This is a genomic window from Clostridium tyrobutyricum, from assembly GCF_019144085.1.
GTDB classification, from domain to species: domain Bacteria; phylum Bacillota; class Clostridia; order Clostridiales; family Clostridiaceae; genus Clostridium_B; species Clostridium_B tyrobutyricum_A.
Window position 1 is genome coordinate 17,967 of sequence record NZ_JAHHUY010000031.1, and the last position, 15,371, is coordinate 33,337.

The 15,371-nt window shown below is 32.6% G+C and carries 17 protein-coding genes; all 17 read right to left on the minus strand.

From position 1 onward, the window contains the following. Positions 1 to 50: 50 nt before the first annotated feature. The 17 genes from KM800_RS12275 to KM800_RS12355 all read right to left on the minus strand — a co-directional run bounded on the left by KM800_RS12275 (position 51) and on the right by KM800_RS12355 (position 15,049). The gene (locus KM800_RS12275; RefSeq protein ID WP_217813352.1) at positions 51 to 1,379 is read right to left on the minus strand and encodes a cell wall-binding repeat-containing protein; all 1,329 of its coding nucleotides are present in this window, start codon (positions 1,377 to 1,379) and stop codon (positions 51 to 53) included. Positions 1,380 to 1,550: 171 nt separating this feature from the next. Beyond that, positions 1,551 to 3,326, minus strand: a complete 1,776-nt coding sequence (locus KM800_RS15560) for a cell wall-binding repeat-containing protein (RefSeq protein WP_254906555.1) — start codon at positions 3,324 to 3,326, stop codon at positions 1,551 to 1,553. Between the two features lie 181 nt (positions 3,327 to 3,507). Next, positions 3,508 to 4,344 carry a DnaD domain protein gene (locus tag KM800_RS12285; RefSeq protein ID WP_217813353.1) on the minus strand — a complete coding sequence of 279 codons (837 nt, stop codon included), beginning with the start codon at positions 4,342 to 4,344 and terminating at the stop codon, positions 3,508 to 3,510. After that, the gene (locus tag KM800_RS12290; RefSeq protein ID WP_217813354.1) at positions 4,344 to 4,925 is read right to left on the minus strand and encodes a sigma-70 family RNA polymerase sigma factor; all 582 of its coding nucleotides are present in this window, start codon (positions 4,923 to 4,925) and stop codon (positions 4,344 to 4,346) included. Before KM800_RS12290 ends, KM800_RS12285 begins: the two co-directional genes overlap by 1 nt. Positions 4,926 to 4,942: 17 nt before the next feature. Further along, a complete protein-coding gene (locus tag KM800_RS12295) occupies positions 4,943 to 5,515 on the minus strand; it encodes a sigma-70 family RNA polymerase sigma factor (protein ID WP_017895077.1) in 573 nt (190 codons plus the stop codon). A gap of 148 nt (positions 5,516 to 5,663) precedes the next feature. Further along, entirely contained in the window at positions 5,664 to 6,122 is a 459-nt protein-coding gene (locus KM800_RS12300; RefSeq protein WP_217813355.1) for an ABC transporter permease, read from the minus strand. Between the two features lie 112 nt (positions 6,123 to 6,234). Further along, positions 6,235 to 6,573 carry a hypothetical protein gene (locus KM800_RS12305; RefSeq protein WP_217813356.1) on the minus strand — a complete coding sequence of 113 codons (339 nt, stop codon included), beginning with the start codon at positions 6,571 to 6,573 and terminating at the stop codon, positions 6,235 to 6,237. A gap of 2 nt (positions 6,574 to 6,575) precedes the next feature. Then, positions 6,576 to 6,911: a DUF1048 domain-containing protein gene (locus KM800_RS12310; protein WP_217813357.1), complete on the minus strand. Its 336-nt coding sequence runs from the start codon at positions 6,909 to 6,911 to the stop codon at positions 6,576 to 6,578. Between the two features lies 1 nt (position 6,912). Continuing rightward, a complete protein-coding gene (locus KM800_RS12315; protein ID WP_217813358.1) occupies positions 6,913 to 7,236 on the minus strand; it encodes a PadR family transcriptional regulator in 324 nt (107 codons plus the stop codon). A 198-nt stretch (positions 7,237 to 7,434) separates the two neighbouring features. Next, the gene (locus KM800_RS12320) at positions 7,435 to 7,647 is read right to left on the minus strand and encodes a DUF2922 domain-containing protein (protein WP_217813359.1); all 213 of its coding nucleotides are present in this window, start codon (positions 7,645 to 7,647) and stop codon (positions 7,435 to 7,437) included. Positions 7,648 to 7,759: 112 nt separating this feature from the next. Continuing rightward, positions 7,760 to 7,981, minus strand: coding sequence for a DUF1659 domain-containing protein (locus KM800_RS12325; RefSeq protein ID WP_039657066.1), 222 nt, complete (start codon positions 7,979 to 7,981; stop codon positions 7,760 to 7,762). Between the two features lie 98 nt (positions 7,982 to 8,079). Then, positions 8,080 to 10,245, minus strand: a complete 2,166-nt coding sequence (locus KM800_RS12330; RefSeq protein WP_217813360.1) for a YhgE/Pip domain-containing protein — start codon at positions 10,243 to 10,245, stop codon at positions 8,080 to 8,082. Positions 10,246 to 10,267: 22 nt separating this feature from the next. After that, positions 10,268 to 12,436 carry a YhgE/Pip domain-containing protein gene (locus KM800_RS12335; RefSeq protein ID WP_217813361.1) on the minus strand — a complete coding sequence of 723 codons (2,169 nt, stop codon included), beginning with the start codon at positions 12,434 to 12,436 and terminating at the stop codon, positions 10,268 to 10,270. Positions 12,437 to 12,711: 275 nt separating this feature from the next. Further along, entirely contained in the window at positions 12,712 to 13,116 is a 405-nt protein-coding gene (gene hepT, locus KM800_RS12340; protein WP_017895072.1) for a type VII toxin-antitoxin system HepT family RNase toxin, read from the minus strand. Further along, the gene (mntA, locus tag KM800_RS12345; RefSeq protein ID WP_147565838.1) at positions 13,109 to 13,516 is read right to left on the minus strand and encodes a type VII toxin-antitoxin system MntA family adenylyltransferase antitoxin; all 408 of its coding nucleotides are present in this window, start codon (positions 13,514 to 13,516) and stop codon (positions 13,109 to 13,111) included. Before mntA ends, hepT begins: the two co-directional genes overlap by 8 nt. A 229-nt stretch (positions 13,517 to 13,745) precedes the next feature. Further along, on the minus strand, positions 13,746 to 14,399 hold the full coding sequence (locus KM800_RS12350) for an HAD family hydrolase (protein ID WP_217813362.1): 654 nt from the start codon (positions 14,397 to 14,399) through the stop codon (positions 13,746 to 13,748). A 470-nt stretch (positions 14,400 to 14,869) separates the two neighbouring features. Further along, positions 14,870 to 15,049: a hypothetical protein gene (locus KM800_RS12355; RefSeq protein ID WP_217813363.1), complete on the minus strand. Its 180-nt coding sequence runs from the start codon at positions 15,047 to 15,049 to the stop codon at positions 14,870 to 14,872. Positions 15,050 to 15,371: the final 322 nt, after the last annotated feature.

The following is a 15,371-nucleotide window of genomic DNA, read 5'->3' on the forward strand; positions in this document are numbered from 1 at the left end:
AAAAAACAACTGCCTGTATTTTCATGGGGCAGTTGTTTAAAATAACTCATCTAAAGTCCAAATCTACTTTCAAGTGCAAGTGCTTCTGAAACACTTAGTCCAGATTTTATGACTTCATTTTGCAAGCCAGTTTTTTCTGATCCTGAAAGGTTGCCGTAAAGACTCTTTATATTGTTAGCATCAGCAGTATAATCATAACTTGTATCGGCAATGTATTTGTCAATGGAAGTTATTGCTTCTGAAAGTACTTTATTTTGGGTACTGTCAAGTTTTGTTTTATCAACATTTTTGAGTTTGGATGAAACTGATTTTATGGTATCATAATCTGATTGAGAGCTTCCACCACCTGTAGGTGGATTTTGAGTTTCATCTGTTCCATTTATGACATTTTGAATAGCAGCTGCAAGTGAATCTGGAACGGATGCCTGACCTCCAATTGAAACAACACTAGTGTCTTTAGTCAGGTTTGATTTTATAAATTCTTTAGTGTAGTTGTTCAATGTATTGTTTGTAAGTACAACTGGTGAGGAAGTTCTGGCCGCAAGTTCTGAAGCAGAAAGTGCATCGGCAAACTCGTTTCCATTTGGGCCATCTCCTTTTGCTATATATACATTTTGGAATTTAAGTTCTGTTTTGAAAAATTCCATTACAGATACATTTGTCTCATATCTGTTCTGTCCAAATATTCTCATTGGATTTGGCACTGAAGACAATATACTCTCGGGTATAACTCCACTTCCCCCTATTACATAAACCTTTGTTGAGTCCGATTTGTGTGAGTTTATATAGGATTTTACTGAATTTGTTACTGAATTTTTAGGTGTTAAAAGTATTGGATATCCTTTGCTTGCAGCTATTGGGGCTATGGAAAGTGCATCTGCATATCCAAGTCCTGAAGTTAGAACCATGTCTGATACGTCTCCAAGCTCCCTTGCTACATTTGCAGAGGTTTCATACCTGTCTATTCCTCCAAGACGTGTTACTTTCAAGGACATTTCATTTTCAAGCTGATTTTCTATATTTGATGAAATAGAGGCTGTTCCCCCTATTTCTATTATATTCTTGGCCTTGAGTCTTGTAATCTCGGATTTTATTGTACTGTTTAATGTCTTGCTTGTAGTAAGTAGTATTGGTGCATTATACTTCTTTGCAACTGGTGCTGCACATAGTGCATCTGCATAGCCTTCGCCACTGGCAAGTACTACGTAATCAGAACCATTTGCCCATCCATTTTGTGATATTTTGGCTGATGTTTCGTATCTATCTGCTCCTCCAAGTCTTGAACTTGCTGCAAATGTAGTGGCAGGTGATACTGCAATAGTTGATGCTACTAGTGCAGTGGTCAAGAGCAGGGATGAAATAATTTTCTTTTTGTTCATTGTTTAATCTCCTTTGCTAAATATGAATTAATTGTAAACGGTGTGTGGTAGTAGTACTGTGTGTGTCCGTCTGTTAAATTTACAGGACATGTTAAATGTCTGTTGTGGGAATACATATCTTGAATTAATAGAACCCAGGGCTTGGCCTGAGTTCTAATTAGTTTTTTGGTTTTAGTTAGAAGTATCATCTGATGTAGGTGCTTTAATAACATTAACTAAAATCCAATCATTATTAGGTAATTGTATTTTGTAATTATCAGCAACACTAGTCATATCTGTTAATACATTTACTAATGTATTAGCAACTGTTTGAGGTTTATCAGTGGAAGTGTACAAATTTGTTCCATTTTTCTGTATTGAACTTACATCATATCCTAAAATATTTAAAGTCACAGCATTATCTTTTGATTGATGTCCCTCCAAATAATATGCTACTTTGTTTGTTAAGTCACTCTTGAAATCATCAAGTGCATAAGTTGGATTTTGAGATACCTTTTTATTTATTTCATCTATTATTGCACTTGCCCTTAAAGTTCCGTCTGCATTATCTATATACTTTGATCCTGAATTTTTCAATACTTCTTGTAAACTTGCACCATTAATAGTTAAATTGTTGCTATTATATTCAGACTTCAATTTATTATTAAAGTTTGATACTTTAGTTTCTATTTTTTCTTCATCTGCACTTCCAGCAGAAATATATCCTTGTGAAGCATCAAAAACATCTTGGATTGTACCATCATTTTTTAATAATTGTATATTTATAGAATTTGGATCATCACCATCATTATCAGCAATAGTAAAATAACTATTTGCTAAATCACCAGATTTTATTTTATATACAGCTTTTTTATAGTTACTATTATCTTTTAGAGTCTTAGTTATATTAGTAGCACCGCCACCAGGTCCTGGTGTAGGTGTAGGATCAGGAGCAGGGTTAACTATAGCATCTTTAAGAGTGGATACCATTGAATCAGTTATGTTTCCTGTTCCACCTAATACTGTCAATGTACTGCCGGTATTAAACTTGTCCTTTAATAGTGCGGTAGTATAAGGGCTTATAGTGCTTGATGTTATTACCAATGCACTTTTATTTTTGGCTGCTAGGGCTCCACCTGTAAGTGAATCTGCGAATTCATTTCCGATAGGTCCTTTTCCAAGTGCTAAATATAAGTTGCTGAAATCAAAGTCATCTTTGAATCCATCTATTACTTTTGCATTTGTTTCAAATCTATCTTTTCCGCCAAATCTTTCTGGATTTTTAAGTGTGCTGTAAAGTGAAGCACTTACGGAAGCTGTTTCACCTATTACATAAGTTTTAGTTAAGTTGGTGTTACTCTTTATGTAATCGGATGTAACTGTTGGTAATTGATCAGGTTGCGTCAATATTACTGGAATTCCTTCTATTGATGCTGCTGGTCCTACTGAAAGTGCATCTGCGAAGTCTTTTCCACTTGCAAGAACTATTTTGCTTGTATTTCCAAGTGCCTTTGCTATTTTTACAGAAGTTTCGTATCTGTCTGCTCCACCGTATCTTGTAACATCGGCGTTAAGCTGAGTTTTTATGGTGTTCTCGATAGCTGTTGGAACTACGCCTGTTCCTCCTACAACTATTACGTGTTTGGCGTTAAGTCTTTTTAATTCAGCTAATGTGCTTGAATTTAAAGAATTGCTTTCAGTTAAAAGTATAGGTGCATCTTTTGACCTTGCAATTGGATTTGCGCATAGTGCATCTGCAAACCCCTGTCCATTTGCAAGAACTACATAGTCGGAACCACTTTTCCAGCCAGCTTGTGAGATTTTTACAGCTGTTTCATATCTGTCACTTCCACCAAGTCTTGAAGTAGTTTCTTCTGCTTTTACTCCAGTGGTTGAAATAACCGAGCCTGAAATAACCAAAGATGCCAAACTGCAGACTGATAATGCCTTCATATTCTTTTTCTTCATAAAATCTTCCCTCCACATTTCTTGTATAAAATTTTGCAATAACAAATCTATGAATGTATGTTAATTATCTTATCGTGATTATAGACTATATCTTAAGTGTCATAGAGCCAATTATTTATAAATTCTACATAAATTTTAAATTTCCTTCTAAAAAGTTAATATTTTTTAAATTTTTTTGTAACTACCACCCCAAAAGTTTTCTCTCCAGTTCTTTGAAGTCATATGTTCTCTCATTTGTAAGGTTCCATCCACTCATGTTTTTCCTGAAACCAGTTTTTGCTGTATTTATTCCATCTTTTATCCAATTATTCATTATTTTTTCTATATAGTTCATATTTTTTGCATTGTACTGTACAGCTTTTTCAATCGCCATAATAACTATATCACACCCCATTGTGCTGCACCAACTGTTAAGTCTGTTGATTTCCTCCTGTTTGGGAGAATGAATTTTGTTTTCAAAGCATTTAATTGCCTTTTCTAGCTGTTTATTACTTATTGTTTTTTGTTTATTATTTATTAATTCTTGTTTATTACTTATTACTTTATTACTTGCAGGGGGCTTTGAAGGGGCTTCAGATTTGGGCGACGTTTTTACAGCTGTTATTTCCATGTCTTTGAAAATGGATTCCATATCAAGATCATATTTTTGGCACTGGTTGTAGAAGTCCAGGAGGAATTCCCTGTTCTTTACAGATCTTAGTTCCTTGTTTACACATTTTATGGCATTTGTATTGTTTGGCTGATTGTACTTCAGCCAGTTCAGAATTATTATCTCCTTTGTATCTTCACAGTATTTTATCTTGCCCCACTTCTGGAATCTTGAAAGAAGTTTGTCTACATTTTCCCTGCTGCAGCCTGTCTGTAGTTCTATTATCCTCTTTGGAAGTTCATATATTCCGCACTGGGTACTCTTGTAGTTTGTCATAAGGTATAGATAAAAGCATTTTTCCTCTGTGTTTAAATCCAAAATGAAACTGTCATCCCAAAAATAAGTCTGGAGTTGTCTGTATTTTGCCATTATATTTCCCCCTGTTCTTCCATAAATTTTTTCAATTTCTCCACTGCTTTTTTCTTTCTATAGGAAACTGTCCTATAAGGTATTTTCCTGAATTCACTGTACTTTTTCATAGATTTTTCCGCTGCATAACACCAGTATATAATATCCTTTTCCCTGTCAGACAAGCTTTCTATTGCATCTTTAAGTACTGATTTTGTTTCAAGTGATTCAAAATATTCCTCTATGTTTTCATCTGAAAAAATCGTATTTATAAGTTCATCGCCCTGGTTGTTTATACTGTTCAAACTAGCACTGTAGGGCTTGCTTAAATTATTTCTCATTATACAGTAGAAATTGTTTCTTATTGCATTTACAGCATAGCTGGTAAATGTATTCCTATCTGTGTCATAGCTGTCTACCGCCATTATTATTGCCTTGTACCCCTCCTGAATCAGGTCTTCCATTTCATATCCCCTTATATATATCTTCCTTGCAGAATTTATTATAAATCCCTTAAAACCATTACATAGATTTTCAACAGCATTCTTGTCCCCATTTTTAGCACTTCCAACCATGCTTTCTATATCCCCTTTGGTAAACATAATATCAACACCCTTTTTTAAAAATCAAATTTTATTCCATGCTCCTCCATGGTTTTTCTAAGCTTCTGTCTCATCCTGTATCCTGCCTGATTTAACGCCCTTGGATTTCCATCATTTTCTCTTAAATATTCCTCTATGCTTCCATGTTTCAGAATTGCCATTTTATATTCATTTTCACGTTTTGAAAGGTTGGAGTTTTCAATGATGTAAGAATAGATTATTTTGCTTATAACCTTATTTTCTAAAGATTCAGTTATATTATGGTATGAATATTCCAGAATTTCAGCATTTGCTTTTCTCATAAGAGTTCTCCTGTAATTTATTACTGTGTTTATTATGATTTTGAAAACATATCCTTTAAATTCCTTCCAGGTGTTTCCCCTGAACATATGTATGGAAGATACAATTTTGTGAAGAGATATATTTATTACATCGTCTTCATCAGAATTTCCAAATTCCTTTCCTATATATTTATAATATTGATCCTTCATTGCGCCTATAAAGTCCATTTGAAGTGTGTATATAAAATCATTATCTCTCTTTTTAATTCCCTCTATTAGATTTTTCAAACCTTCTTCCGTATACTGCATAAATTATCCCCCTTTTATTCTCTTTATATATAAGACACCATTTTCTTCCAATAAATAACGGAAATTTTGTAATTATTTTCATAATTCATAAAATAATTATACAAATAGTGAATATAAAAAGAAAAAAGAGGCAAAATACCGAAGTATTTTACCCCTTTGACTCAAAATTTATTTCAGGCCCTGGAATAGACTTTTTGATACCGCCTGTAAGAAAAAAACCAAATATGACTATTATGCCAAATAACCAAATAAATGCCTGCAATGTAGTTGAATTATTAAATGAAAAGGAATTGTTTAGTAAATTTCTCGCTGTCTCTACGATTGATGTCATGGGCTGATGTTCAGCAAATAATTTAACTGGCTTTACCATTCCATTCATTGGCATTAAGGCCGAACTTACAAATAACAGCATTAATAAAATATAGGAAAAGCCACCTGCCCCTTCAAATCCTTTAGCCTTAAGTGAAAAGGGAATTGCCAATAAAGTGATTGCAAAGGCAAAAAGGATGGATACAACAATAAATAAGAGTATGTCAGTTGTGTTTGCCGAGGTTCGATAGCCCATTAATAAACCAACTAGGAAAACTGTCAGTTCTGATAAAATCATAAAAATAACAGCATAAAAATTGGTGTCCCAATTACAGTGATTATAGTATCAGCACTTGTTAAATTTTGTTTTATAATTCGTTTAATTAAAATCATTAATTGTTTAAAAGATTTCATTTCCTCTCCCCACTTCCGGTAACATTTAAAAATATAGTTTCTAAATTCATCTTCATTGACTTAAAATTTTCGATAGGAATATTGCTGTCTATAAGTACTTTTAAGCTCTTTTGAGCAAGTTGTTCATTTATCTGAAAGCTCATGTCATTTTTTTTAAACTTGATGTTCTCATTTTTTAACAAGTATTCTGCAGCAACTACATCCTTTTCCGGCACCTGAATTGTATATTTTTCTTCAGCATTCTTTTTAATCTCATCCGAAGTACCATATATATCCTTTAGTACTTCATTGTCCTTGTAGCTTTTCTTCAGGTGCTGAATAGTAATTGCCTCCATTTTTATCCTCCTATTTTTCTTATTTCATAACGTAATTTTTCTCTACTCTTAATTAACCAAAGTTCTTCGGGAAATTGTTCCATTATTGTATCTGCAAATTTTACCGGATCTTCACCAATCACTTCTGATAAAGGTACTTTTTCAAAAGAACTTTCCATAAAAAGTTGCAAAACTTCTTCCAGCACAACCATAAAATTTCCACCTTTAGCAAAACTCCACATGTATCTTTCCAGAGCATTTATAGCCTTTTTGTAGTCATCTGGTAATTTTTCTTTTTCTCTTTTGTAATCTTTATATCGCTTTTTTGACTCAAACATTGATTGAATGTAATTTTTCATGTTACCTGTCTCCTTTCAACTGGTGTAATATTTCCTCAATAAAATCCCATTTCTCCCAAAATAATTTCAAATACTGTTTACCATCTTCATTTAACCTGTAAAACTTTCTTGAAGGACCTACGTCTGATTTACGCTTTTCAATCTTCAATAGTCCTTTCTTTTCTAAACGAAGCAATACTGTATAAACAGTTCCTTCTACAATATCTTCAAATCCTAAATCAATTAAATAATTTGTAATCTCATATCCATAAGTTTCTCCCTTACTAATTCGTTGTAAAATAATACCTTCTAAAACTCCCTTGAGCAGCCCAGTCAAATCTTTCAATATAAATCCCATCCTTCTATGTGTCATTACTAGGTAGCTGATGTTACTTTAAATTTTGAAACCATTTGCCAAACATCTACCTTGTATTACTATATTCAGCTATATAATATAACTATGTAGCATATTTGTCAATAAAATTTATAAAGAAAAAGGGGCAAAATACCAAAGTATTTTACCCCTTTTTCTTTTATATTTTCTCTAGAAGAGTTCTGTAGTTTCAGTGTCAACAATACGTGCGGAATCTTTCTGTACAAGATCTGCACCCTTTGACTCAAATATGTTCTGTGCAATTATAACATCCATGGCAGCTTTTACTTCAGCATCTGTCACTCCATCTTTTACCTCTGAAAGTCTTATAGATACCTTTTCACCATTTCCATTTAAAAAATTCATTACCAATGTTTTACTCATAAATATCCCCCTCTTTTTTCAAATAACAAATAACAAATAACAAAGAACAGTTAGCAACAGCTAACAATTATCAAAGAACAAATAGCAATTAGTAAATAACAGTTAACGGTTATTAAGCGTTTGTTATGTCGCTGTTGTCAGTTTTTATAATTTCCGTAAGCGGCTTTCCAAGAAGCTTTTCCATTTCTCTTGCCGTATTGTAGATTCCATCTTCTGAGGCAGTGAGTTTGAGATTTGAGAATTTCTTGCTCCTTATTATGTCCTCCCCTTTTTCATTTACACCATCCTGATATTTTATTACTACGGCACTGTTTATTTTTGTGATTGCAGCCATGCTATCATCCCCTTTCGAATAGTATATATGCATGGTGGTTAAAAATAGGCAAAAAACAAAAACAGCTATCTGGAATTTATTTTCCGATAGCTGTTATCTTACAATCCTGACTTTTCAAACTCAATTTCCATCTTGTGTATCTGTTTGTTGAACACCCTTTTAAGTGGTGCCATAATGAGAAATGCTCCTGAAAAACAGCCCAGCATACCCAGTATTTTAAATAGATGTTGCCAATTAGGCCCTGATATAGTTTCCCTGAATCCATTTACGGAATATGTAAATGGTAAAAATGGTGCCATTGCAGCAAGTCTTCTCGAGATTATTTCAAGAGGGTATATACCACCTGTTCCAAAAATCTGGAATATCATTAGTACTGTAGCCAGACCTTTTCCCGTATTTCCAAATATAAATGAAAATGTAAATATTATTATGGAAAATGTTATGCTTGTAGCAAATGCAACAAGTATCATACCAAGTATGCTTGTGGGTCTTATTCCAAGAAGGAAAAACTCTCCAAGAAGAGTTACAGTAGTCTGTATGAAAGAAATACCCATAAAGAGAAGCAGCTTCCCAAAATATTCCTGCAGCATGTTGATCTTTGTTCCATCTTCAAATTTTCTACATTTCAATGTAAGTATAAGTGAAAGAAGAAGCACTCCAACCCATATGGACAATGTAGTATAAAAAGGAGTTACCCCATATCCAAACAACCCAAGATTATAGAGCTGAACATTTTTCAATTCTACAGGTGATGACAGAAGGTTTGAAATTTGCTCTGGATTTTTTTCCATTATCTCTATTATGTGATCCAGATTTGTTTCATTGATCATCTTCATCTTGTCACTTAGTTTATTTAATTTATCTTGAATGTTTCCAAGATTTTTACTTATATTATTTACCTGTGAAATTGATATTTCACTAATTGAAGTACCTGCATTTGCCAGCGAGTTAAGCTGTGGAATAATGGACCTTGTAGAGTTAAGTATGTCATCATAGCTGTTCAAACTCGTATCAATATTATTATCCATGTTGTTTAATGTCTGAGTAGTACTTGAATAAAAGGCATTGGATGCAGCTACTGAATTTGAAGATACAGTATTTCCAATTTGAGACAGTTGATTTATGATTGAGTTTATGCTGTCTTTGGAACCATTGTTGTTGACCAGCTGTCTCAGCTCTGCAAGATTGCTGTTTTCAGTCTGTATGGAACTCTTCATATTTGTCAGTGCATTTATAAGATCCACCGCTCCATTATTTGGCAAAATATCATTTATGGTATTGAGTATTTTAAGGTTGTTGTCTATTTTCTGTATTGTAGAATTATTTATGTTGTTCAGTTGATCTATATTAGTATTTACAGCAGCATTGTTTACAAACTGGCTGTTCATATTTTCAAGACTTGATAAAAGGGATTGGGCCTGTGTATTTTGAGACTGAATCTCGTTTATTCCACTTGATAGATTGTTCTGTGCCGAACTTATAGTCTGTTTTGTTGACTGTGCCAGGGATTTTCCATGATTTACAATGTCCTGCAGACTGTCTATCTGTTTAGATAATTTTGGAATATCATTTTTAACACTATTTAAATAATCCTGCATTCCCTTTGAATTGTCATTTACTTCTGCAAGATATTTTTTTGCATCATTTATTGTAGTGATTGAATCTGTCAGTGAGTCCTTGAGCTGCAGTATTTCAGGTTTATTGGCATTTAACTTTTTACCAACTGCATTCATCTGCTCAAGAACTTCCTTGTTGCTTATCTTTACAAAGCTTGATTTGATTTGATCTGCCAGAGTATCCTTTGCCTGGCTTGTAATCTTTGTAGCTGCTGCATTTAATTTTTCATTGGACCTGTATATTATATTTGGCTTTTCAGGGTCCGAAGTAACAAGTGTTAAAAGCTTGCTTGAAAAATTTTCTGGAATTTCTATCAACGCATAATATTTTCCCGTATTAAGGCCGTAATTTCCCTGCCATTCGTCTATGATAACCCAGTTAATACTCTTGTTTTTTTTCAGTTCATCTATAATCCGGTTACCTACATTTATAGTCTTTCCTTTAATACTGCCTCCCTCATCCTTGTTTACAACTGCAATTGGAAGCCTGCTCGTATTTTCTGTTGCATATGGATCCCAGGAGGCTTTTATATTTACAAGTGCATAACAGGATGGTACAAAACAAAATACTATAATTGTTATAAGTACGGGAAGACTTTTTATTATGCTGTCAACATCTCTTTTTAATATTCTAAATATAGTCTTCATATACTCCTCCTATAATTAATATCTATTCTTCTCCAATACCCGATTCTATAAACTTTTTATGAAGTTTGTTTGTGGTTTCATTCAATGATCTCTTCAAGAACAATCCAGCCAGTACGGCAGCTGCAGTCATAAGAAGCAATATTGAAAAATCCATGACTACAGTACTTATAAGAGGACCTCCAATGGATTCCCTGAATCCACTTACACTATAGGTAAATGGAAACATAGGCTGAAATATTCTAAAGATACGTGGAGAAAGCTGTATAGGATAAGTTGCTCCACTTCCTGCAAGCTGAACTACAACCAGTATGACTGCCATTGACTTTCCAAGATTTCCAAATATGGACACCAGACTGTATACTATTGTTGAAAACGTCAGGGATGAAACCAATCCAACCATTATCATGAGAAAGAAATTTTCAGTATAAACATGCAGTATGAACTTTGTAGTAAATACAATTACAAGCGACTGTATTATGGATAATGAAACAAATAGCATCATTTTTCCAAAGTACTTTTCCCTCAAGGTTAGATTTTCAGATCCTTTGAATTTTGCCACAGTTGTTTTAAGCATGGCGCCAAGCATAGTGCATCCAACCCATATTGAAAGTGTCATATAAGTAGGTGCAAATGCAGATCCAAAGTTTGGAACCGTATATATATTCTCCTCTTTTATATTAAAAGGCTGTGCTATGAAATTTCCCATAAGATCAGGGTTGTTCTGAAGTATGGTTATTATTTTGACTATATCATCATTGTTTACAAGTTTAAGCTTGTCACTTGCCTTTGAAATACTGCCTTTAAATTTAAGAAGTTGATTTTCCAATTTTCCGGATGAACTGGCTGCAAGCTTGGTTCCATCTATAAGAGTATCTATGGACTTGCTGCCCTGATTATTCATGTCTTTTGCAGTTTTCAAAATATCAGAAGAACTATTGGACACACTAATCAAATCATTTGCTATAGGATTTAACTGTCCTCTTACTTCATTGATATACTTATCGGTTGAATCTATTAGTTTTGTGCTTACATTTTGAGTATTTTCCGATATGGAATTTTTTATGCTGCTGCTTACTTCATTTGTATTGTTCAACTCTTTTTGAAGATTATTTACATTGTTCTTTTCAGTATTTAACAGGTCTTTTACATCATTTAGAGAATTTAAAAGACTGGATATTGAACTGTTGTGTGCAAATCTATTTATTGTCTGGAGAAAATCTATTGCAGGATTTATCTCACTGTTTAACATATATATCTGATAATTTATCTTGTCTGCCGTGGAATTTATATTAGAAGAATTTGCATCTCCAGTTAATGAATTCAAATTGGTTACAAGTGCCTGAAGTCGATAGTTATCTGCTTTGGCATTGTTCAAATTCACCTGAATGTTGTTAAATGAATTTTCCAGAGAAGACTGCACTGACTTTACTAATGCGGCATTTTCAGAATCAGTCTGGCTTGCAATATTCACATTGTTTGAAGCAGAAATAACGGGCTTCAATTGAGTAAGCAGGAGAGCAAGATTGTTGGAACCGTCAGTTATATTGCCGAGTACAGTTGTAACAAGATCCATATTGTCACTCAGAGTTATTATTGAATCCTTAAGATCTATTATCTGGGATTTATTTTTGTCTGCATTGTCACCTATAACATTCAAAGAGGAAAAGATAGTTTTATTTACTGTATATACAAAATTTGACTTTATGGAATCCAAAAGGGTTTTGGCTGCACTTTCAGTAATCTTGGTTCCCATTGGGCTGACTTTTGTATCTGCCTTGTAAAGTATCTGTGCCTTTCTTGGATTGTCTGTAGTTATACTTGTAAGGTCTGATGAAAAGTCCTCCGGGATTTCAATCATGGCATAGTATTTTCCATCCATCATTCCCTGATCTGCTTCTTGTGAGTCAACAATTTTCCATCCAAGATTGTGATTTTCCCTAAGATTGCCTACAATGTCATTTCCCATATTCACATTCTTGTTCTGGGACACGGCCCCCTGATCCTTATTTACTACTGCTATTGAAATATCGCTTAACTTGGCACTTGAATAGGGATTCCATATTGCCTTTACATTTACCAGTGTATAAAGACATGGCATTACACACATTCCTATTATAATTATACGTGCCGCTCTGTTTTTTATAATATTTCTGACATCTCTTTTAAATACACTTATAATGTTCTTTATCATTTTGCAACACTCCTATAAAGCACCATACCATTTATTGTACTAGTCGGTCAGTTCTATTAAACACTATTTGTCTAAAGGTGTCAATACAGTTATTATGGCTTTTTGTGGAAGTGTTATTCTAGGAAATACCACAAGTATGTGGTGTGAAACGATACCATAAATAATGTGTGTTTTTTACAGGTAGTTGTTGTCTGGATAAAAAAAACAGGATAGCTGACTATCCTGCTTTTTAAAACTTATTTTAAATTTGCAATAATCTGGTAACTATTGCCTTTCTATTGATTCTTAAGAATCGAACTGGAAAACTTTTTTAAATCATCTATATGATTTTCAATAACAGCTTTTACTATATCTAAGTTTACTGTTTGATAATCATGAACAGCTATATTTCTAAACCCAACCATTGATTTCAATTCTCTCATGACATTTTCATCTATTATTTTATTATTAAATAGTATTTCGAATGCATCCCTGCTATTTTGTGGAATTCCAAATTTTCTTTCAGAAATTATATGCATGGCTAAATCTATGGAAACTTCACATGCCCTTTGAATATTTAAAATTATCGAATCTTGTTTTGTATAATTTTTTAGATTTTCAGGATTATTGTCATATTCTTCCTTAATTCTCTTTATACATCTTTCAATAACAGATATTTTGTTTAGAACAACATCATTCATATATTTGTCCCCTTTTTTTTATATTATTCAATATGATTTCCCGTTCCTCGTTCAATTTAGCATAATCTTTATATGCATACATTTCAAAATATGCTTTTTTAACATCATCACTGCAATATACACATTTTCCGTTGGCTATTATCTGAACTTTAAATACAGTAGATGCCTTATTTAAATCAATCAAATCCACATCTCTCCCCAAAATATCTGCAAGACTTTGTGAAAACATAAATACCTGATATGGTGTTAATTCATGTTCACTTTTAAAAGCTATATCTATATCACTGTCTTCTCTAAAAATTCCATTTACACTTGATCCAAAAATATAAATCAAATGTGGTTCTATATTTTCCTTAAGAAATTTAATTATTTTATTTATACTGTTTTCATCTATATTCAATGAAATGACCTCCACTTCAATTGATTTTTCTGATTACAAGCCAAAAATTATACTAATTTTACATATTCTGTCTTTATTCTATCAAAATATTCTGCAATAATCCATATCAATGTTTTTCAAAGGGGTCAGATCCTTGGCTTGGACTTGACTTCAGAAATGTAGTAAATCTCCAAATAACTCCATGGGGTCTGACCCTAGCTTGACCTAGCTTTTTCCCTTTGACTGCATCTTATCTTGAAATTATGTCTAAGATCTCCTCCGGTCTGTCTATTACATAATCTGCACCTTTACTCTCCAAAACATCCCTTCCCCTGAATCCCCATGCCGCACCTATACATGGTATTCCTGCATTTTTTGCTGTTTTCACATCCACTTCCGAATCTCCAACATATATGGCTGATGCCCTGTTTGAACCCAGTTCTTCAATTGCCTTGAATACAGTATCCGGTGCAGGTTTTCTTGAAATATTTTCAGATTCTCCAATTGCAACATCTATATATTCTTCAAAATATATTTTGTTGAGTTTCTTGACTGCACCATCAAATTTATTGGACACAATGGCAGTTTTATAGTTATCATGGGACAACCTTTTCAAAAGTTCCATAATGCCTTCATATGGAGCGGTCTTGTTGTTCATATTGTTTGAATAATGCAGTTTGAAATCTTTAAGACATTCATTATATTTTGGATTTTCCATTCCCCGGGGTATGGAAAGTTCAATCAATCGTGCGATTCCATTTCCAACAAAACTTCTTATTTCAAATATAGTTCTTTCTGGAAATCCGTGCATACAAAGTGCGAAGTTCACACTGTCTGCCAAATCATCAAGAGTATTTAATAGTGTTCCATCAAGATCAAATATAATAGTATCGTAATTTTTCATAGCATCCGTCTCCTTGAACATTTTGGATACATTATATCATATTTAAAACAATTGATATTATTTTAAAGAATTTGTAGAATATATTATAAATTAAAGAAATTATTATAAATATTGTATTGATTTATCTAATCATTATATAATATAACTCAAATTACTAATCATTATAAATAATTATATGAATAACTATGAAATAAAAGGAAATATTTAAAATGAAAGAAGTTAAGATACCAGATATTAATTATAAAGAAGAAGTTAAAAAATGTAAGACTATGGATGATGGCTAACTAGAAATCTTTTATTGACTATTTTCCTGCTTTGATAAAATTTATAATTAGGAAAAAGGTTATTTAATTATAATTTCAAGTTTAATTTTAAAAAAATATGTTATAATATATATAAAAGAAGCCATTGCGGTTTTTAGTGAAAATTTTTTAGAGATTAATTAAAATGCACTTTCAGAGGGGTGCATTTTAATTTTTTGAGTTTTTATCTTCGGCAGTTATAGAAATTTCATTTTTAGTTAACTTACCAATTGAAGATTTACCCTTGATTACTAACCTATCCTTTAAATATGTTCCTACAATCACCATAGCTGTTAAGCATAATGATGTAATACATATAGATATTACTATAATCGCAGTATCACTCATTCTGTCACCTCCTCTGATGTCAATTAACCGCAATGACCTCTTTGCAAGAGACAAATTCCGGGAGGTGACTATCTAAAAAATATTTATACTCTCGTATACATTATATCATATAAAATACTTATTATATAGAAATTTGAGTACCTATAAGCCATGTATTTATAAGCTCTGTAGTCTTTTCCCTATTATTTTTGTTATTTTAAATATTCATTTACTTCATCAAGAGATTTAAGATCAAATATATATTGTCTATATTTTTACCTAAATTGGATACCATGATATCCACCTACCCTTGACTGGATTTTTCTAATATTTCTTCTACCTT